Here is a 21,897-nt window from a genome sequence, read left to right as displayed (position 1 = left end):
GCACCCCACCACACGGAAACACCGTCACATGACCCGCCCCCAACGGACCAACCGCCGTCACATTCAACACCACCGCCGACACACCATCAGCCGGCACACCACCACGACCCAACACACCGAACTCCACACGACCACCAGCCTGAACACGACCACCACCCACGAACTCCCCATCCACCGTCGCAAACCCCGAACCCGACCGCGTCTCCAACAACCGGCCCGGCACCAACGACACCACCGACGCACCCTCCACCACGAACCCCGTCACATCCGCCACCACATGCGCTTCGGCATGACTGTGGATGCAGACGGTCCCGTCGGGTGACACCTTCGCCACGACCTCGTTCGCGACCACCGAACCCGCCACATAGTTCAACGACGACGCATTCGGCACCCCACCACACGGAAACACCGTCACATGACCCGCCCCCAACGGCGCTACCGCCGTCACATTCAACACCACCGCCGACACACCATCAGCCGGCACACCACCACGACCCAACACACCGAACTCCACACGACCACCAGCCTGAACACGACCACCACCCACGAACTCCCCATCAACCGTCGAAAACCCCGAACCCGACCGCGTCTCCAACAACCGAGCAGGCACCAACGACACCACATCACCCACCGACGACCCACCAACCGCCTCCACCACACGCCCTGAACCGACCGACTCGCCACCGGACGCCGCGTCCGCCGACGTCGCCTCAAGGTCTGGCCCGTCCGACCCGACCGCGTCCACGACCGAAACAGCAGGAGCAGCCGCCGCGGTCGACGGTGAGCCGATCGACGGGACTGCGCACACAGCAGCGATCACGATTGCGCTCCGACGAATCCACTGCCCAGCCATGTTTCCCTTTGCTCCGTCCGATGCGGTCCGGCTGGAGGGACGCGACACCTGTCCGCCCGGGTCATGAACCCCGGCGGCCGGAGACGCGTCGCGATCCCGCCGGATCCGACGGCGAGTGCCCACCGAGCCGATCGGCCCGAGCGCACCCGCGATCTCGCTGTTACCTGTGACGCGCACCATACGAGTGCCGGGTAACAGCGGGGTAACAGCGAGCTGACGCGACGCTTCCCCGAGCTGGCTACGATCGTTTGCGTGCGGGATTCTGGCGGATCGCCCTCGGGTCGGTGGCGCGTGGTTCTGCGCGGGCGCACCCGGGTTTTCGCCGGCAGCGATGCGATCGAGTTACGGCCGAAGGAACGCGCCGTGGTCGCAGCACTCGCGGCGGCGCATCCGACTCCGCTGCCGTCGTCGCGCCTCGCCGAGCTGATCTGGGGTGATGCCCAGCCTGCGTCGGCGGTCAAGTCGATCCACAACCACGTCTCGCGGCTCAAGCGATCGGCCGACGGGCTCGTCGACAGCCACCCCGACGGCTATCGACTCGGTCCCGACGTCGTCGTCGACCTGGCGTCGGGCGACCCGACGGATCAGCTGCTCGCCGACCTCCCCGATACACCAGAGGTGCTCGAACTCCGAGCGCAGCTCCGCGTCGCCGCCACCGACGCCGACGAGGTGGCCCTGGCCGCGTCGGCCGACGTCGAACCGACACCGGAACTCGTCGAGCGACTGCGGCGAGCGGTCGAGGACGAACCGTTCCGCGAACACCGCTGGTCGCTGCTCGCGTCGGCCCAGATGCGACTCGGGCGGCGACGAGAAGCCCTCCTGACCCTGGCCGACGCCCGCCGTCAGCTCGCCGAGGTGGGCCTCACGCCCGGACCCGATCTGGTCGACCTCGAGAGCACGATCCTCGCCGCCGATCCCACGCCGGCCGCCGGCACCCCGCGCCCCGCCCCGCCGATCCATCCGCATCGCGACGACCCGTTCGTGGGTCGCGAGACCGAGCTCGATCGACTCGGTACGGTCTGGGACGAGACGTGCACGCTCGGCGGTCCACGGATGGTCGTGGTCCGCGGCCAGGCAGGGATCGGCAAGACCCGACTGGTCGACGAGTTCTGTCGCCGAGCGGGCGTCGACGATCCCGACGTGCGTGTGTTGTGGGGACGCCACCGACCCGACACCGGCCGAGCGTTGGGGGCGATCACCGAGGCCGTCGAACGCGCGGTCGCCCACGACCCGACCCTCGTGCCTGCCGACGATCCGCTCCGCATCCTCCTGGGTGACCATGCCCCCGAACCGGGACTCGCCGCCGATCTCGTGCGCACGCGTGTCGGCCGCTCACTGTCGCAACTCGTCGAGCGCTTGTCCGACCGGCCGACGATCTGGCTGTTCGACGATCTGCAATGGGCGTCGGCCGACTCCGTGGTCCTGCTCCAGGAGGCGATCGACGGGGCGTCGGCACCACTGCTGATCGTCGGCACGAGCCGCCCCGACGACGGCGACGGGGCCGGGCGATGGGGCGAAGTCGCCCGGTCGATCGGCATCGTCGACATCGCCCTCGAGCCACTCGAACGAGGCGACGTCGCTCGACTCGTGACCGAACGCACCGACCTGCCGGTCGACGAACGGGGCGCCGAGGCGCTGCACCTCCGCACAGGTGGTCTGCCGCTGTACGCGAGCGAACTCGCCCGAGCCGCATCGGCGACCGGGCGTCTCGACATCGACGAGGTCCCCGCCCCGATCAGGGAGTGGCTCCACCACCGCATCGCGACGCTCGACGACGACGCCGTCGCGGTGCTGCGTTCGGCAGCGGTCAGTGGTCAGTCGGTCGAACTGCCGGTGGTGGCGACGGTGTGCGATCTGACGGTCGACGACGCCGCCACCCGACTCGACCAGCTGGCACAGCGAGGCTTTCTCGACGTCGACACCGCAGCGAACGTCTCGTTCTCGCACGCCTTGACACGCGACATCGTCGAGGAGTCGATCGGACCCCTCGTGCGCATCCGGCTCCACGTCGCGACCGCGGAAGCACTCGGCGTCAGCCGACCGGACGAGCACGCCCGGATCGCCCGGCATTTCGATGCCGCCGGTGACGCCCGAGCCCACGGCCACGCATCGCTCGCCGGCGAACGCAGTCTGCCCGTCGGCGCCTGGTCGCACGCCACCGAGTGTTTCACCATCGCCGCCCGGCACGCCGTCGCACCGGCAGAGACGATCCGGGCGAACGTGGGGCTCGGACGAGCGTTGCTCGGGGCCGGTCGCGCCGACGACGCCTCGGCAGCATTGCTCGGGGCCGCAGCGTTGGCCGACGAACACGACGACGTCGTCATGCACGCGCGTGCCGCGTTGACCCTCGTCGGGCGCGCCGGTCGAGGAGCGCTCGCCCATGACGAAGCCGCCCAGTTCGACGTGCTCCGCCGCGCCCTCGACCACATCGAACGCACTGCGTCCCGGGATGACCGCGTCCTCGAGCCGTTGCGGAGCGACCTCGAACGCGAACTCGCGTTCCTGATGCTGCTCACCGGCCCGAAGGTCGAGCGAGACCGCCTCTTGCGGTCCGCACTCGACCGGGCGGAGCGGTTGACACCGCCCGACCCGAACACCCACGCCCGTGCCCTGCTCGGCTACCGATACGCGCAGCTCGGACCGAACGATCTGCCCGGACGGCTCGCCGATCTCGACCGGGTCGCGGCGCTCCCGGCGAAGGCCGTCACCCCCGAGGTCCGCATCACCACCGAGCTCTACCGGTGCGACGATCTCGTGCGCGCCAACCGTCACGTCGAGGCCGCCGAGGCGCTCGACCGAGCGACTGCGCTGCTCGCCGACTACCCCGACCCCTACTGGGCGTGGACCGTCGAGACCTGGCGCGGCCTCCTCCATCTCGTCGCCGGCGATCTGGAGCAGGCCGACGCCGTGAGCGCCCACGCCGTCGGTCTCCGCGAGGCGTTCGTCGAGGCGCACGTGTGTCGCGCCGTCAACCAGGTCGCAATCGCGCTCTACGCCGGCACGGTCGTTGGCATGATCGACCTACTCACCGCTGCCGTCGACGCCAGCCCGAACATCCCGACGTTCCGAGCCGTGCTGTCGCTGTGTGCCGCCGAAGCCGGCGACGACCGGCTGGCGGCACGTCACCTCCGCTGGTTCGTCGACGAACGGGTCGAGAACCTCCCGGACGACCCGAACCGGTTCCTCGGTCTCGGCGTGCTCGCACACACGGCGTCGATGCTGGGCGACGTCGAGGCCGCCGAAGCCCTGTTCCCCCTCCTCCGGCCGTACGACGGACAGTGGGTGTCGCTCAGTTGCTACGGCGGAGGAGGAGCGAGCTGGGGTCCGGTGTCGCACGGCCTCGGGGCGCTGGCCACGACGCTCGAACGCGACGACGCAGCCGAGTATCTGCAGCGTGCAGCGCTCGAAGCAGCTCACGCCCCGCTCGCTCGGGACAGGGTCGACCGGAACCGCAGCCGTCTCGACGCGGCCTAGCGCGGAACGCGCAACGGCGCCGCCCCACCGAGGTGGAGCGACGCCGTTGTCGAGTTCGATCGCTCGTGCGATCTGGTGGGCCGGGAAGGATTCGAACCTTCGAAGGCAATGCCGACGGGTTTACAGCCCGTTCCCTTTGGCCACTCGGGCACCGACCCAAATTGTCGAACGGGCAGCGTAGCGCCCTCGACCCGGATTGACGCAGAGGTAGCCTCGATTCCATGCCCAGTTTCGATGTCGTGTCCGAAGTCGATCGCCAGGAAGTCCGCAATGCCGTCGATCAGGCCCAGCGCGAGATCGCCAACCGCTTCGACTTCAAGAACACGAACTCGACGATCGAGCTGAACGAACTCGTCATCACGATGCACACCGCCAGCGAAGACCGCCTCGATGCGTTGCGCACGGTCGTCGAGGAGAAGCTCGTCAAGCGTGGTGTGTCGTTGCGCGGCCTCGAGTACGACGACGTCCAGGAGGCGACGCAGAACACGGTGCGTCAGGTCGCGACGATCAAGGTCGGCATCTCGTCCGACAAGGCCAAGGAGATCAACAAGATCATCAAGGCCGAGGCCCCCAAGGGCACGCAGAGCCAAACCCAGGGCGACACCGTCCGTGTGACGAGCAAGAAGCGCGATGCGTTGCAGCAGACGATCCAGATCCTCAAGGAGAAGGATCTCGGGATCTCGCTGCAGTTCCAGAACTTCCGCGACTGAATCGCCGGTGCACCGGCGCCGCCGGTGGCGATCAGCCGAGGGCGGCGAGCTGACGTTCGATCAGGCTCGTGATGGTGGCCGGGTCGACCGACTGCTCGGCGGTAGCGCCGGGGTCGCACGTCACGAACTCGACACGAGCCGGATCGGCGGGCGAGATCGAGATCGACGGTGACGCCTCGAGCGGGGCCGCCGTGGCCCAGGCAGTGAGCGCCGTGACGACTTCGCCGGCATTGATGTCGGCCTCGGTCTGGAACGCTGCGGCGACGCATCCCTTTCCACCCTGGACGAACGGCTGGTAGGCGTCGGCGCCGATCAGCGAGCGCAAGCGCACGGTGGTGGGGTCGGGCAGACGGTTTTGCCAGACGAGCTGCCAGGCGTCGGGCCCGAGCGCCGTCGGTTCTCCGATCGGCTCCGCACCGTCGGGGAGCGGGCCGAGCGTCGCGAGCTCATGGTCATCGACGAGGGCGTCGAGCACCGCGTCGGGATAATCGTCGCCGTACTGCGGCGCCGGGTCGAGGTCGGCGGCCTCGATGATCGGCTCGCCGAAAACGTCGACGGCGATCATCTCGTACAGGAGCGGCAGGGCGATCTGGGCGTCGGATGCGACATCGGGGACGTCGGTCGAACCGATGAGCAGTGCTCGGTCGACCGCCGCTGCCGCGACAGCCTGCGGCGACGAGACCCCGATGATGCCGGACGCTCCGTCGACCTCGGTCGGGTCGATACCCCGCTGGTCGTCGAAAGCCTGCAGCAGGGCGAGGCGCAGTGCGTCGTCCATCGAGGTCGTCGTGTCGGCGCTCGCCCCGTCCGTCGTCGCCTCGTCGTTCGTCGCCTCGTCCGTCGGGGCGGCAGCGGCTGCGCCGGACCGGTAGATCACGCCGGCGTCGGCGTCGTAGACAGCGGGACGCCAAGCGACCACGGTGTCGACGATGGTCGGGGCATCGACCGATCCACTCGCGAGGCCGAGGGCACGCCATTGCGGGAACGCCGCAGCCCAGTCGTCGCCGAACGTCGCCTCGAGTGCCTTCGCCGCGTAGTCGCCGCCCGACAGGTCTTCGACCGGCACCGGCTCGGCGAACTCGGCCTCGTTCTCCAGCTGGATCTCGTCGACGAGCGGAATGAGCTCCTCGTTCCACTGCGTCGGGAACAGCCAATCGCGTCCGAACAGCAGTCCGACCGCCACGACACCGGCCACCACGACGAACGCGAGGAAGGTGAAGCCGAACAGACGGCTCTTGCGCTTCTCACGCTGTTGCTTCAACTCGAACGAGCGGACCGCACTGACGTCCGGACCTTTCGGCGTCGCCGGGTTGTCCGCGACCGGCGGCGGCGCGGCCGGATTCGACGCCGGGAGGGTCGGCAACGCAGCGGTCGTTGCAGCAGGGAGGACCGGCGCGGCCGGCTCGTCGATCGGCGCCCGTTGCGGATTGCGGGGCAGGGCCGGCGCGGGATTGGTGGTGTCGAACACCGAGCGGTCGGGCGTCGACGGTGCCGGAGTGGCACGGGCGGCCGGGGCCGCCGGCGTCGGATCGATCGGGTCGTCGTCTCGTCGACGCGGCAGGCCTTCGACCGGGGCCGGGGAGCGCCGCTGTGGCAACTCGTCGGCCGGCGGCGCCGTCGGGGTGCGGCGCCGCGGCAACTGGTCGGCCGGCATCGGTTCGGGTGCACCGCGCTTGGGCAGATCGTCGGAGGTCGTCCGCTGCGGCAGCGGAGCGGACTCGGGTGCCGGCGCGGCTCGCTGTGGCAGCGGCGATTCCGCGGCCGGTGTCGCCGGCGCAGGTGCCGGTGCAGCCGGCGGTTCGGGAGCCGGCGGCGCCGCCGGCATGTCGGCGGCCGGAGCCGGTGCCGGTGCCGGTGTGGTGGGCATCGCAGGAGCGGGCGCCGGCGCGGCGGGGGCTTCAGGAGCCGGAGCGGCGGCGGGGGATTCAGGAGCCGGAGCCGGAGCGGCAGGGGCTTCAGGAGCCGATGCCGGAGGTGCTCCAGCGGCGTCGGGTGGCGCGGCGGGGTCGCCGAACTTGGCGAGCGCACCGCCCAGGTCGAACTGGAACGACGACTCCGAACGCGGCGTCGGGGCCGCCGGTGGTGCCTCGGTCGGCGGCTGGGGTTCGGCGTCGGCGTCGGTGACCGAACTCCAGCTCATCCGCGACGGTGCATCATTGCTCACAGAGGCATCATCGGCATCCGTGCCGTCCCGCTTGAGCCGGCCCAGCGCTCTCCCGAGCTCGGACGAGTCGTCGTCGGCGTCGTCGGGTCGAGGAGTCGGTGGGCCGGGTTCGGTCATGCGTGGTTCATTCGTCCGAGGGCGCTTCGTTGGCCCTGCGCTGCAGCTCGTCGACGACGGAAGCGTCGGCCAAGGTCGTCGTGTCGCCCAGATTACGGCCTTCGGCCACGTCGCGAAGCAGGCGTCGCATGATCTTGCCCGACCGGGTCTTCGGCAGATCCGGGGTGATGAAGATCGCCTTCGGCTTCGCGATCGCGCCGATCTCGCCGGCGACGTGGGTCCGGAGTTCTTCCGGGGTCACGTCGGCGGCGCCGCTCCGCAGGATCACGTAGGCCATGACCGCCTGTCCGGTGGTCGCGTCGGTGGCCCCGACGACGGCGGCCTCGGCGACCGACGGGTGCGAGACGAGCGCCGACTCGACCTCGGCGGTGGAGATGCGGTGGCCGGACACGTTCATGACGTCGTCGACGCGGCCCAACACCCACAGGTACCCGTCGTCGTCGATCTTCGCGCCGTCGCCGGCGAAGTAGCGATCGTCGAAGCGACCCCAGTACGTGTCGATGTACCGCTGTGGGTCACCCCAGATGCCGCGCAACATGCCGGGCCACGGCTTGGTGAGGGTCAGGTAGCCGCCGCCGGTCTCGACGTGGTTGGCGTCGTCGTCGACGAGTTCGGCCACGACACCGGGCAGCGGGTGCGTCGCCGAACCCGGCTTGGTGGTCGTGACGCCGGGCAGCGGGCTGATCATGATGCCGCCCGTCTCGGTCTGCCACCAGGTGTCGACGATCGGACAACGGCCGCCACCGATGTGTTCGTGGTACCACATCCACGCCTCGGGGTTGATCGGCTCGCCGACCGTGCCGAGCAGCTGCAGCGACGACAGATCGTGCTTGGCCGGCTCCTCCGCTCCCCACTTCATGAAGGTTCGGATGGCGGTCGGGGCGGTGTAGAACTTCGTGACGCCGTACTTGGCGACGATCTCCCAGAAGCGGTCGTTCTCGGGATAGTTCGGGACGCCCTCGTACATCACCTGGGTGCAGCCGTTCGACATCGGGCCGTAGACGATGTAGCTGTGGCCGGTGATCCAGCCGACGTCGGCGGTGCACCAGAAGACGTCGGTCTCGGGGTGCAGGTCGAACACGTACTTGTGGGTGTACGTGGTGTGGGTGAGGTAACCACCCATCGTGTGCATGATGCCCTTCGGCTTGCCGGTGGTACCGGAGGTGTAGAGCAGGAACAGCAGGTCTTCGCTGTCGTGCGGCACGGGCGGGCAGTCGGCCGACGCACCGTTCATCAACTCGTGGTACCAGTGGTCGCGTCCGTCGACCATGTCGACCTCGTTGCCGCCCCGCTTGACGACCACGACGTGCTCGATGGTCGACGTCTTCTCGACCGCCTCGTCGGCGGCAGGCTTGAGCGGGAAGACCGACCCGCGCCGATGACCGCCGTCGGCGGTGATGACGACCTTGGCGTCGGCGTCGTCGATCCGGTCGGCGAGCGACTGGGCGGAGAACCCGCCGAACACCACCGAGTGTGGGGCGCCGATCCGGGCGCACGCCAGCATCGCAACGGCGGCTTCGGGGATCATCGGCATGTAGACCATGACCCGGTCACCCTTCTCGACGCCGAGACCGGTGAGCACATTGGCGAACTTCGACACCTCGTCGAGCATCTCGGCGTAGGTGATGTCGCGCGAATCGCCCGGCTCACCCTCCCAGTGGATGGCGATCTTGTCGCCGTTGCCGGCGGCGACGTGGCGGTCGAGGCAGTTGGCCGACACGTTGAGCTGCCCACCGAGGAACCACTTCGAATACGGCAGATCCCATTCGAGCACCGTGTCCCAGGGCCGGGACCACTCGACGAGCTCCGACGCCTGCCGCGCCCAGAACCCCTCGTGATCGGCGGCGGCCTCGTCGAACAACGTCCGATCGTTCGTCAGCGCATTCGCCGCGAACTCGGCCGGCGGCGGGAACATCCGGTGCTCCGCTGACAACGCTTCGATCGACTGCTGGTTCCCCTCGCTCATGGGCGCCATCGTAGAACAGCTCCGCACGCGGTCATCTCAATCCGCCCGGCGTCCGGGCCATCTCGGTCGCCCTTCGCACCGGCTTGCTAGGGTGCCGAGACGGCGGCAGCGGGCTGCGTGGCGGAGGTTGAATCATGAAGAGCGTTTGTCGACCATGGGGTTGGGCGGCGACTGCGGGCGCAGCGCTACTCGCCACGACCGTTTTCGTCGCGGTGCCCGACACAGTGGCGCAGGCCGCGGGCACGACGATCGTCGTCGACACGACTGCCGACGACGTGGTCGTTGACGGCTCGTGCTCGCTACGCGAAGCAATCCTGGCAGCGAACACCAACTCGCCGGCAGGCGACTGCCCCGGTGGCTCCGACACCGATGAGGACACGATCGTCCTCGGCTCGGCCACCTACATCGGGTTGACCTCCGATCTTCCGGCACTGACCGGAGCTACCCACATCTCCGGCGAGTACGCGACCATCGACGGCCAGGACGCTGCACGAGGATTGTCGATCGCGTCCACTGCGGTCGTATCGATCGAGAACCTGTACATCGCAAACGGTGCCGGGACCGACGGCGGCGGCATCCACAACAGCGGCACTCTGACCATCGTCAACACCGACATCAGAGACAGCCAGGCAACTGATAGCGGCGGAGGGATCTACTCCGCCGGGCCGCTGACCATCATCGACTCCGACATCGGCAACAACACGGCCGCAGCGGATGGTGGCGGGATACGTTCGGACGCAGCGCTGACCGTGTCGGCAACCACCATCCGTTCGAACAGTGCCGGGGTCAAGGGCGGTGGCGTTGCGACCGTCACCCAGGAGCTGGTTGCCATCGAGAACAGCGATCTCTCCGCCAACAGCGCGACAGTCGGTGGCGGGTTCGCTCAGCTCAGCGCGGGCTCGACGTCGATGATCGTCAACTCGTCGATCACCGGGAACACCGCTTCGCAGCGCGGCGGCGGCGTGTTCAACGACTGGGGGACGATGCAGGTCGCGTGGTCGACCCTCGTGTGGAACAGCGCCCCGCTCGGGGCGAACATCTCCAACTACGGGGCGAGCGATACACAACTCACGCTGACCGCGTCGATCGTCGCCAACGGCTACGACGGCGGCTTCGACGTCGAGCTCCACACCGGGGGTGAACCTGCGGTCGCGTCCTTCGTGTCCGGCGGGTACAACGTGATCGAGAACCCCGGCCCGGACACACCTTTCTCCACCGATGGCACCTCGGTGATCGCCGATCCGATGCTCGACGGGATGTCCGACCACGGTGGCGGCACCTGGTCGATCCCGCTGCTACCGGGTTCGCCGGCGATCGACCTGGTGAGCGGTGCCGTCGTTCCGGTCGTGACCACCGACCAACGCGGCGCCACCCGACCGAGCGGTGTCGCCGCCGACGCCGGATCGTTCGAGAACGTGTGCTCCGGCACGTCCTGGACGGTCGCCACAGGCGGCGATCTCGGTGCGGCGATCGCCTGCTACAACCGTCTCGACGGCCCGGGGATCGCGACGATCGACATCGACGCCGACCTCGACCTCACCCGGCGCCTCCCGACCATCGTTAACACGACCCCCGATCTCGCACTCGTCGTCGACGGCGGCGGCCATACGATCGACGGCAACGGGAACGCACGCCAGCTGGTCATCCAGTCAGCAACGACGGTGCGTGACGTCACCATCACCGGATCGTACGCGCTCCAAGGTGGAGCGATCCTCGTGGCCGGCCCGACGACACTCGACGGTGTCACCGTGACGGGGAACCGCTCCGGGACCGGTGGAGGTCTGTACGTCTCGTACTCGACATTGTCGATCGTCGACAGCCTGATCTCCGACAATCTCGCCGGGTGGGCCGGTGGACTGTCGATGTACGACAGCACCGTCGAGATCGTCGACTCGACCTTCGCCGACAACGTCGCAACCGACGGCAGCGGCGGTGGTATCAACGTCACGTCGGGCACCCTCGACGTCAGCGGCACCACGATGACCGGCAACCGAGCAGAGTCCGGCGGAGCGATCGGGTCGGGCGGCGACCTCACCATCGTCAACAGCACACTGACCGACAACACCGCTACCGACAACGGTGGAGCGATCAGCATCGTCGGCGATGCCAGCATTCTGTTCTCCACGATCACCGACAACTCCAGCTCCGTCGGAGCCGGCATCGCAACTTTCGAGACCTCTTCGTCACTGGAGGTCGGCGGATCGATCCTCACGACGAACGTCGGTTCTTCCGACGTCCAGATCGGTAGTGGTGATCCGTCGTTCACCTCCCTCGGCTACAACCTGCTGGGCACCGTCGACTCCGGAATCACAGCGTTCGGGGGCACGGACCAGCTCGGGGTGTCCGATCCGGGGTTGGAGGCGCTCGGCGACGTCGGCGGACCGACATCGACCCGAGCACTCCGGCCTGGTTCCCCGGCTCTCGATTTCGTGACCGGAGCGGTGCCCGGGTCGCCGGCGACCGACCAGCGTGGCGTCTCCCGCCCCCAAGGGGCCGCTCACGACGCCGGAGCGGTGGAGGCCCAGGACGCCGACGGCGACGGCATCTTCGACCCGAGCGACAATTGCGTGAACGACGCCAACCCGGGTCAGACCGACGGCGACGGCGACGGGATCGGCGACGCCTGCGACCCGATCGACGACGACGACATCGACGGTGACGGCATCGACAACCCCGACGACAACTGTCCGGCAGTGTTGAACCCGGGCCAGTCCGACGTCGATGGTGACGGCGCCGGTGATGCCTGCGACGAGCGCAACGACAACAACGCCTACACCTCGGTCGACCCGGCCCGCTTCGTCGACACCCGCCCCATCGGCGACACCCTCGACGACCGCTACGAACGAACGGGCGCCAACCCCGCCGGCACGTTCATGGAGGTCGACATCGCCGGCCGCGGCGACGTCCCCGACGACGTCAATGCCGTCATCGTCAACCTCACCACGGTCGGCGCAACCGCCCCCGGCCACGCCACCGTCTACCCGTGCACGACCGACATCCCGACCGCCTCCACCGTCAACTACACCCCCGGCTCCGTCACCCCGAACGAAGTCATCGCCAAGGTCTCCGCGACCGGATCGATCTGCATCTACACCCACGCCGACGTCCACGTGATCGCCGACGTCGTCGGCTACGTCGCCCTCGGGTCACCCCACACCCCCATCGACCCCGCCCGCTACGCCGACAGCCGTGACCAACCCACCTTCGACAACCGGTCCCGCAACACCGGACCACGCCAAGCGGGCACCACCTGGAAGATCCAGATCGCCGGTCGGGGCGAGATCCCCGTCACTGCGACCACCGCCGTGCTGAACGTCACCGCCGTCAACCCACAGGCCGCGGGCCACTTCACCATCTATCCCTGCACCGACGAGGTCCCGACCGCGTCATCGCTCAACTACTTCCCCGGCCAGGTCCGACCCAACGAAGTCGTCGCCAAACTCTCCGACACCGGCCACGTCTGCATCCACACCCACGCCACCAGCCACGTGATCGTCGACGCCGTCGGCTACCTCACCCCCACCGACGGCCACACCCCACTCGAGCCGACCCGATACGGCGACACCCGCAACCAACCCACCTTCGACGACCAACACCGAAATACCGGCCCCATCCCCGCCGGCACCTCCTGGAAGGTACCCATCGCCGGACGCGGCGCCATCCCGGCCTCGGCAACGACCGCCGTGCTGAACGTCACCGCCGTCAACCCCCAGGCCGCAGGACACCTCACCGTCTACCCCTGCACCGACGAGGTCCCCAACGCCTCCCACGTCAACTACACCGCCGGCGACGTCCGAGCCAACGAGGTCATCGCCAAGCTCGATCCCGCCGGCCACGTCTGCATCTACACCCACGCCACCACCCACATCCTCATCGACGCCACCAGCCACAACGGGTGAGCCGCGAGCAAGCCGGTTGGTGACCGTGTCACCCGGGTATTGCACGTGTCATGTGGTTGCGTGCGACGGATGACCCGGCTGCGGAGATCGAGGAGTCGGCGTCGTCGCTGTGGGAATCGACGCTCGACTTCGTGCCGCGCATCGGCGTGGCGGCGGTGATCGTGGCGGCTGGGTGGGCCGCGAGCCGAGGACTGCGATGGCTGCTCCACCGGTACCTCCGACGACGCCAGACTCCGAGCTTTGCGACCGTGATGAGCAAGATCGGCGGTTGGATCTTCCTGACCGTGGTCGTGCTGATCGCGATGGCGATCACGTTCCCGTCGGTGCGTCCGGTCGACCTGCTGGCTGGTCTCGGCTTCTTCTCGATCGCCGTCGGCTTCGCATTCCAGGACATCCTCGAGAACACCCTCTCCGGGATGCTGTTGTTGTTCCGCCAGCCGTTCCGGTCCGGTGACCAGATCGAGGTGATGGGCCAGTCGGGCACCGTCGAGGGCATCACCATCCGCGAGACCCGCATCATCCGGTACGACGGCGAGCTGGTGGTCATCCCGAATCGCGACGTCTACAAGAACGAGATCGTGGTCCACACCTATCGCGACGACCATCGTCAGGAGTTCGTGGTGGGCATCGCCTACGAGAACGACGCCGAGGAAGCGACTACCGCGATCATCGCTGCCTTGCGTTCCGTCGACGGTGTCCGACTCGATCCGCCGCCGATGGCGCTGGTCGAAAATCTGAATGTGTCGACCGTCGACATCGTCGCCATGTTCTGGACCTCGGCCCGCCGGTTCGACTCACTCCTCGTCAAGGACGCCGCCATCAAGGCGGTCAAGCGCCGCCTCGACGACGCCGGCATCGAGATGCCCGCCGACATCGTCGCCTTGCAGGCCACCCCCAGCTTCAAGGCCGCCCTCCAGAACGAAGCCGACGTCACCCCCGCCGGCAGCATCCGGACCTGACCAATGGCCTGATGCAGCTCGAGGCTCGCCGGCTGTCAACCCGGATCGGGGTGGTGTGCGTGTTGGTGGTGTGAGAACGACGCATGATGGGGAGATCGGCGAACAACCCGATCTCCTTCGGACGACCACGCGGTCGTTCACCGACTGTTACCGGTCGGAATACCACCAAGTGGTGGCGCTCGTGTATGTGCTCTCCGGGAGCCGGTGGGCTGCCGAGGAGCTCGCACAGGACGCATTCATCGAAGCCCACCGAAAGTGGGGTGTGATCGCCGACTACGACGATCCAGGAGCGTGGGTACGTCGAGTTGCCGTCAACAAGGCTCGTTCGTGGGGACGGCGCCGCAGCGCTGAGGCGCGGGCCTACGCCAAGCATGCCGTCCGCAATCGTGATCTTCCGGGCGAACTACCCGAGTCGGCCGATCAGTTCTGGTCGGCCGTACGAGGCTTACCCGAACGGCAGGCACAGATCGTTGCCCTCCACTACCTCGACGATCGCCCCGTAGACGACATCGCCGCCGTCCTCGGCATCTCCGCAGGCACGGTCAAGACCCAACTGCACCGGGCTCGCGCCACCCTGGCCGCACGGCTCGGTGCCGACGACGCATCCCGGGAAGGCACCGAATCATGAAACTCGAGGAGATCGCTCGTAGTTCGTCGACCGCTGTACGAACAGCAGTCGCACCGCTCGAACGGCCACCGATCGGCGAGGCCGCGTCTCGATCAGCCCTCTGGCGACCGGTCTTCGCCGGCGCAGCCGTCATCATCGTGATCGTCGGCGGCCTCCTGGTCGTCAACCGAGGTCGCGACGACGTCGAACCCGTGACCGCACCCATCTCGCTGCCCGTCGACGTCGAGGTGCCGAAACTCGGCATTGAGTCACCGGCGTGGATCCCGGTGTTCGCAACCGATGGAACGCAGGCTTCGGAGGCAGAGCAGTTCCGGTTCGACTACTACGGCGACGACTCGGACGACACCGCCTTCGAGTCGGACGACCTCCTCGTCGCGTGGGGCGACTTCGGCGAGACCGGAAATGGCGACCCGGTCGACGTCCGAGGCGTCAGCGGCGTCATCGCGTCCGGCGAGGATGCCGGACTCGACGCGGGCGGCACGTCGCTCACATGGCGGGAGACCGATGGACCGTGGATCCTGCTCGCCAGCCATCACGCCGACGCCGACCGACTCCTCGAGATCGCCGAACAGCTGGTCGTCGATCCCGACGCCGGCCCGCTCCCGTCCTCAGTCGCCCTCGACCTCGTGGCATCCGATGCCGGGGCGCCGTTCTCGACGATGCGCGGCATGGAGCCCGACAGCTCGACGGTGGTCTACGAGCCGGCCGACGGCAGCGACCGTTCGCTCGTTCTGACGACGATGCGTGGATCGCTCGCAGCATCGGTGACGGCTGCCGAGTGGTGGCTCGACGAGCCGGTCGAGATCGAACTGGCCGGTGGCACGGGCTACGAGTTCGACTGGGGTCCGTTGTACGGCGGCGACGAACAGCAGGGCGGCCGACTCCTGATGTGGGCTCCATCGCAGGGAGTCGTTGCACAGTTGCTCTCCGCTGGGGCCGATCCGTCCGTCGAGCGCCTGGATTCGCTCGCCACGACCGTTGTGACGGTCGACGAACGGACCTGGGCGGAACTGCTGCGATCCGAATCGCCTCCCGACGCAGATGCGGCGTCGTTCGACGTGCTGTTCGGCGAAGGCGGCGGTGAGATCGACGACGTCACGTACGGGTGGGCCTTCGGCGAGATCGACGGACAACTGTGCGTCAACGTCGCAACGGGCAGCGGCTCGTCGGGAAGCTGCCAGGGGATGCCCGAGACGTTGCCCGACGGCGTGGCCGCCGCGACGGTCGACCAGGGCACCAGCGATCGCGTCGCCAACTGGCTCATCATGGCCGACCCGTCGGTGGCGACGCTCTCGGTGGATGACAGCTCCCGCATGACGATCGAACGGATCGAGGCGAGCGGATGGGTGTGGTTCATCGCGGTGACCGTCGACGTAGCCATGCCGACGTTCACTGCCATGTCGACCGACGGCGAGCCGCTCGGCGTCGTCGAACCGGGCGTCGTCGCTCACGACGAGTCGGCGGCACCGACTCCCGACCCAGCCCTGGCTGACAACCCGTCGGCCACCGAGCTCGGAGTGGACGACATGGTCGTCCTGACCTCGGGCGAGGACGGCGGCCTCGCGTACTGGTTCGGCATCGACGACGGCCAGTTGTGTGTCGTCACCGACGGCAACGCCGTGTCGGCCGGCTGTCAGCAGCCCGGTGACATCGTCGTGTTCCCGACGCGGCAGCTGGCGGACGGCACTCGCACCTTCGCGGTTCTGACCGATCTACCCGGCTGTGTAGCCGGGACCACCGTTCGAGGCGACATCAGCAGCATGGGATCGGTAACCGACGGTGCGGGTCCGATGTACGAGTTCATCGTCGGAACCGGTGCGACGGCCGACTGGGAGTTCGGTCTCATGATCGGTCCCGACACGGTCGTGCTTGACCTGCCGCCCGAGGGCGCAACGAGTTATCCGGCCGACCTCTGCCCCTGACCGGGCTGGGGACCGACGAGGTCAGGCCGGGGTGTCGTGGGGGAGGTTGGTTCGGGCGGCTCGGAGGTAGGCGTAGGGGGTGCGGGCGCCGAAGTTGGCGACCCGGCTGGTGTAGACGTCGGCGTACTTCTCGACCTGGCGGGCGAACAGGCTCTTGTCGTTGCCCGCCCGCATCAACGGACCCCACACATCGTTGCCGAGCGATCCGGAACGGATCGCCAACGGTGTGATCTTCTCGTCGAGTCGGGCGATCTCGCCGTACAACCGGTCGATGTCGTCGGAACGGCGGGATCCGGCACGGGCCGCGTCGAGCCGAGCCTGTGACAGCCGGGTCTCGAGGTCGACCTTGTCGAGCATCATCGATCGCAACACCGCCTCGTCGTCGGCGAACCCGACGGCGTCGACGATCTCGCCCTCGATCTCGCGCAGGATGAGCGCCGTCCGCCAGCGGACGAGGGTCTTGGTCACGTGGACGTCGCCGAACAGGTGGTCGCCGACGTACAGGATCTGATCGCCGGCGAGGTCGAGGCTCTGCTCGACCACCGAGGCGCAGCCGCCGTGGTACACCTCGCCTTCTGCGTACCGCCCGTGGTGCGGGATGAACAGGCCGCGATCGGGATCGACCATCCGGAACGACGACACGTTCGCCTCGAAGAACAGCGGCTTGGCCGCCGCGACCACGACGATGTCGAACAGGTCGCGCCACGTGCCCCCGGCGATCTCGTCGGCGACGGCACGATCGAACGCGTAGCGCATCATCGGCTGGGTGTAGGTCCACTCGCTGTTCGTGATGAGCAGGAGCCGCTTGCCGGCAAGGCGTTGATCGAGCAGGGTGCGGGCCGTCTCGTCGTCGAGCGAGCAGAACCGGTCGGGGTTGCTGATGATCTCCGACTTCAGCGCGCCGGTCTGGTGCACCTTGTCGATCGACCCCGACACGAGCCGGTACAGCTCGTCGTACCCCATCGGCGCCGCCCGCTCGCTCGTCATCAGCTCGCCGGCGTCGAGGCGGTCGACGAGCTGGGCGTAGAGCGACGCCTCCGAGATGGAGAACAGGGTGTTGAGGAACCGGAACCTCGGCTCGGCCAGGTCGACCACGACGTCGGAGTAGGCACGCCGGAGTTCGTCGAACGACAGCCGGGTGGTGCCGTGTGTGCCCTGGATGACGTAGCCGAATCGGGTGGCCTTGAGCAGGTTGCCGAGATCGAGGTCGATCACGAGCCCTTGGATGTAGGCGTCGGGCTCGAAGTGCAGGCCCTCCACGTTCACGCCGTGCCGCCCGAGCTCGATGCCGGCGTGGGCGAACGCGGCCGCCTCCCACTCGTCGGTGCGATACGGGATCAGCGTGTAGTCCATGTCGTACCCGATCGCCTCCACCGAACGCAGGTTGAGCGTGCGGTTGGCGAACATGCCCCGTTCGGGCGGCAGCGCGGGCAGATCATGGGTCACGACGACGAGTGTGCCACGCCCACGACCCGCTCCCCCACCGACCCGTTCACGGCCGGTTCACGGCCGCATGGTCGGCTCGTCGCATGGAAACGAGCGGAGCGAGTCGGCGGGGCCGGTTCATGGCCCTGATGATGGTGTTGGGAACGATCGCCGCCACGGTGGTCGTCCAGTTCTCGGGCCCCGAACCGGTGGCCCGAGCCGAGTCGGCGGTCTCGATCAGCGCCGGCGACGAACACACCTGCGCCGTTCTGAACGACGCAACGATCGAGTGCTGGGGCGACAACGGCCGGGGTGCGCTCGGCGATCCGATCGCCCCGGGTGGTGCCACGCCCGTGGCCGTGCCGGGACTCACCGACATCGTCGAGGTATCCGCCGGCTTCGGCATCACCTGTGCGCGTGACGACAGCGGCGACATCTGGTGCTGGGGAGCCAACAACCAGGGAGCCGCCACCGGTACCCCGGGGAGTGACGCCACGTCACCCGTCCAGATCCCGTTGTCCGACGTGATCGACGTGTCGGCCGGCTACACCCACAGTTGTGCGGTCGTCGCGACCGGCGAGGCCTACTGCTGGGGCAACGACAGCAGCGGTCAGCTCGGCGACGGTCCGGGCGGCGGATCGGGCATCGTCCAGGTGTCGGGCGTGACCGACGCGGTCGAGATCTCGGCGGCCCAGTTCTTCACCTGTCTGCGACACGCCGGCGGCACGGTGTCGTGCTGGGGCAACAATTCGTTCGGCAAGGCCGGCATCGATCCGGCCGGTGGCTTCGTACACGCCCCGAACCCGATCGCCGGCCTCACCGACGTGGTCCAGGTCGCGACTGAGCAGAGCCACGTCTGTGCACTGACCGGGTCGGGGACGGTGTGGTGCTGGGGCGCCGGCGACTTCGGGCAGCTCGGCACCGGCGCCAGCGGTGGCGGTTCTGCCAGTTCGGCCCCGCTCCAGGTGCCGGGCCTGCCCGAGATCGCTCAGATCGAAGTCATGTCCGTCTCCACGTGCGCGCTCGACGTCGACGGCGACCTGTGGTGCTGGGGATCGAACTATCGAGGGGCCATCATGCAGAGCGCCGGCGTGCCGTTCCTGGTCTCCCCCGTCGAGATCGAGCCGCCGTTCGACGTCGTCGACATCAGCAGCGGGGCCGGCCATTCGTGCGTCGCCTCGGGCACTGGTTCGGCGTGGTGCTGGGGATCGAACACCGGCGGCCAGCTCGGCGATCCGTCGCTGGCGACCGACACGGCGGCGACGCCGGTCGTGGTGCCCGGCGTCAGCGCGGACAGCGTCGCCGTCGGACAGGGCTTCGCGTGTTCGGTCGACGACGGCGATGTCACCTGCTGGGGCCAGCTGTACAGCACTCAGACCGGCCCGACGACGGTGGCCGGTCTGTCGGGGATCGAGGTCCTCGACGGCGGCGGCGGCGGCCAGCAGGTCGACCCGGCCTGCGCGATCGACGGCGACGGCACGTTCTCGTGCTTCCCGCCGGTCGCCACCGTCGACCTGTCGACGAAGGCTGCCGATGTCAGCATCGGCAACGACTTCTACTGCGCTGCGCTCACCGACGGAACCGTCGAGTGCGCCGGCCGCAACGACCACGGCCAGCTCGGGCGTGGGACGACGAGCTTCACCGAGACGACGCCGGCGGCGATGACCGGGATCAGCACCGCGACGCACGTCACCGCCGGCCAGAACCACACCTGCGTGCTGCTCGCCGACGACACGGTCCGCTGCGTCGGACGCAACTGGAACGGCAAGCTCGGCAACGGAGACGACACCGATTCCCCGACCAGCGTCGCCGTCACCGGCTTGACCGGCGTCGAGACGATCGCCGCCGGGAGCAACCACAACTGCGCCCAGAAGAGCGACGGCACCGTGTGGTGCTGGGGCTACAACTACGCCGGCGCAGTCGGCGGATCGAGTTCGGATGTCCCCGTCCAGATCACGGGCATCAGCGATGCCACCGAAGTGGCGTCCGGAGTCGACTTCTCGTGCGCACTCCGGTCGACCGGGGCGGTGGTGTGTTGGGGGCTCGGCGCCGACGGCCGACTGGGCGACGGGACTGGGCAGTCGACGTCGACCCCGGTCGTCGTGTCGCGCATCTCGACGGCGACCGACATCGACGCCCACGCGGGCACGGTGTGTGTCCGCCTCGCCGACAGCTCCGTCGAGTGTTGGGGCGCGAACGGACTCGGCAACCTCGGGCAGATTCCGGCGGCGTCGACGCCGGTCGAGGTCGCCACGGCGGCCCCGCTGGCGACGACCACCACGAGCTCGTCGTCCAGCTCGTCCAGCTCATCCAGCTCCAGCTCGTCCAGCTCGTCGTCATCCAGCTCCAGCTCGTCCAGCTCGTCGTCGTCCAGCAGCTCGTCCAGCTCCAGCTCGTCCAGCTCCAGCTCGTCGTCCAGCAGCTCGTCCAGCTCCAGCTCGTCCAGCTCCAGCTCGTCGTCATCCAGCTCCAGCTCGTCGTCCAGCAGCTCGACCAGTTCGGTGCCGGACTCCAGTTCGTCGACGTCGAGTTCGACGAGCTCGGTGCCGGGGTCGTCGACCTCGTCGAGTTCGAGTTCGAGTTCGACGTCGTCGACCACCTCGACGGTGCCGACCGAACCCGCCGCCTTCACGACGCTCGAACCGGGCCGCTTCGCCGACACCCGGCCGATCGGCGAGACCACGGACGGACGCTTCCGACGAGACGGCCGTATCGCCGCCGGATCGACCTACGAGGTCGACATCGCCGGCCGGGGTGACGTGCCGCACGACGCCGCAGCGGTCGTGATCAACGTGACGACGGTTCGTTCGTCGGCTCCCGGTCACGTCACGGTGTACCCCTGCACGGCCACGGTGCCGAGTGCGTCGTCGGTCAACTATCTCGCAGGTGCCGTCGACCCGAACGAGGTGATCGCCAAGCTCTCACCCACCGGCGCCCTGTGCTTCTTCTCGTTCGCCGAGACCGACCTGATCGTCGACGTCGTCGGCTTCGTGCCCGGCGACTCGGCATTCGTCCCGCTCGAGCCTGCCCGCTTCGCCGACTCTCGCACACAGGACACGATCGACGGTGCATTCCGCGACACCGGCCCGGTCGCGGCCGGCAGCTCGTGGAAGGTCGACATCGCCGGCCGAGGGAACGTGCCCGACGACGCCGTGACCGCGGTGCTCAACGTGACCGTCGCCGGAGCGGCCGCGTCGGGCCACATCACTGCATACCCGTGCACCGGCACGCCTCCGACCGCCAGCCACCTCAACTACTTCGCCGGCACCACTCGCCCGAACGAGCTCGTCGTCCGGTTGTCGGACGACGGCGAGATCTGCCTGTACTCACATGCGAGTACGCATCTGATCGTCGACGTCGTGGGCTACCTCGAGCAGACTCCGCGGTTCACGTCGATCGCCCCCGTCCGGTACGGCGACACACGCGACGAGGACACCTTCGACGGGCAGTTCCGCGACACCGGCCCGATTGCCGGCGGCACCTCGTGGGAGGTCCCGATCGCCGGACGCGGCGACGTGCCGGACGACGCGACGCTCGCCGTGCTGAACGTGACGGCGGTTCGTCCCGCCGGGGCCGGGCACCTGACGGTGTACCCGTGCACTCCCGAGGTGCCCAACGCCAGCCATGTCAACTATGTGCCCGGCGGGGTCCGACCGAACGAGGTCATCGCCAAGCTCGACGACGACGGCAACGTCTGCGTGTACACCCACGCCACGACTCATCTTCTGATCGACGTCACCGGCCACGACGGCTGACGCGCTATAGCGCCCCCTGACCGCG

General features: G+C 68.5%; 10 protein-coding genes and 1 tRNA gene. 7 read left to right on the top strand and 4 right to left on the bottom strand.

Annotated features, from left to right (window positions below; all coding sequences use genetic code 11):
- Positions 1-1,216 precede the first annotated feature (1,216 nt).
- Positions 1,217-4,327 carry an ATP-binding protein gene (locus BDK89_RS04220; protein WP_133867760.1) on the top strand — a complete coding sequence of 1,037 codons (3,111 nt, stop codon included), beginning with the start codon at positions 1,217-1,219 and terminating at the stop codon, positions 4,325-4,327.
- A 73-nt stretch (positions 4,328-4,400) separates the two neighbouring features.
- Here the strand turns inward: BDK89_RS04220 and BDK89_RS04215 are convergent.
- Positions 4,401-4,485 (bottom strand) — tRNA-Tyr (locus BDK89_RS04215).
- 63 nt (positions 4,486-4,548) lie between these two features.
- Between BDK89_RS04215 and BDK89_RS04210 the strand changes: the two genes are divergently transcribed.
- Entirely contained in the window at positions 4,549-5,037 is a 489-nt protein-coding gene (locus tag BDK89_RS04210; protein WP_133867759.1) for a YajQ family cyclic di-GMP-binding protein, read from the top strand.
- Between the two features lie 31 nt (positions 5,038-5,068).
- Here BDK89_RS04210 and BDK89_RS04205 read toward each other — a convergent pair whose 3' ends face one another.
- Positions 5,069-7,201, bottom strand: a complete 2,133-nt coding sequence (locus tag BDK89_RS04205; protein WP_133867758.1) for a hypothetical protein — start codon at positions 7,199-7,201, stop codon at positions 5,069-5,071.
- 124 nt (positions 7,202-7,325) lie between these two features.
- Positions 7,326-9,284 (bottom strand): acetate--CoA ligase, encoded by a 1,959-nt coding sequence (gene acs / locus BDK89_RS04200; RefSeq protein WP_133867757.1) that lies wholly within the window; start codon positions 9,282-9,284, stop codon positions 7,326-7,328.
- 134 nt (positions 9,285-9,418) lie between these two features.
- Here acs and BDK89_RS22640 point away from each other — a divergent pair, with 134 nt between their 5' ends.
- Genes BDK89_RS22640 through BDK89_RS04180 form a run of 4 tightly spaced genes read left to right on the top strand, consistent with a single transcriptional unit; the run spans position 9,419 to position 16,692 of the window.
- On the top strand, positions 9,419-13,183 hold the full coding sequence (locus BDK89_RS22640) for a choice-of-anchor Q domain-containing protein (RefSeq protein WP_133867756.1): 3,765 nt from the start codon (positions 9,419-9,421) through the stop codon (positions 13,181-13,183).
- A gap of 50 nt (positions 13,184-13,233) precedes the next feature.
- On the top strand, positions 13,234-14,142 hold the full coding sequence (locus BDK89_RS04190; RefSeq protein WP_133867755.1) for a mechanosensitive ion channel family protein: 909 nt from the start codon (positions 13,234-13,236) through the stop codon (positions 14,140-14,142).
- 55 nt (positions 14,143-14,197) lie between these two features.
- Positions 14,198-14,770, top strand: coding sequence for a SigE family RNA polymerase sigma factor (locus tag BDK89_RS04185; protein WP_133867754.1), 573 nt, complete (start codon positions 14,198-14,200; stop codon positions 14,768-14,770).
- Positions 14,767-16,692, top strand: a complete 1,926-nt coding sequence (locus BDK89_RS04180) for a hypothetical protein (protein ID WP_133867753.1) — start codon at positions 14,767-14,769, stop codon at positions 16,690-16,692. The genes BDK89_RS04185 and BDK89_RS04180 overlap by 4 nt, the downstream gene beginning before the upstream one ends.
- Positions 16,693-16,713: 21 nt before the next feature.
- Here the strand turns inward: BDK89_RS04180 and BDK89_RS04175 are convergent, their stop codons facing one another.
- Entirely contained in the window at positions 16,714-18,138 is a 1,425-nt protein-coding gene (locus BDK89_RS04175) for an HAD-IG family 5'-nucleotidase (RefSeq protein WP_133867752.1), read from the bottom strand.
- Between the two features lie 83 nt (positions 18,139-18,221).
- Between BDK89_RS04175 and BDK89_RS21635 the strand changes: the two genes are divergently transcribed.
- Positions 18,222-21,872 (top strand): RCC1 domain-containing protein, encoded by a 3,651-nt coding sequence (locus tag BDK89_RS21635; protein WP_166657377.1) that lies wholly within the window; start codon positions 18,222-18,224, stop codon positions 21,870-21,872.
- The last annotated feature ends 25 nt before the right edge of the window (positions 21,873-21,897 follow it).

The organism is Ilumatobacter fluminis (assembly GCF_004364865.1).
Lineage (GTDB): Bacteria > Actinomycetota > Acidimicrobiia > Acidimicrobiales > Ilumatobacteraceae > Ilumatobacter > Ilumatobacter fluminis.
Note: the sequence above shows the minus strand (reverse complement) of the source record. Positions and strands in the feature narration are given on the sequence as shown.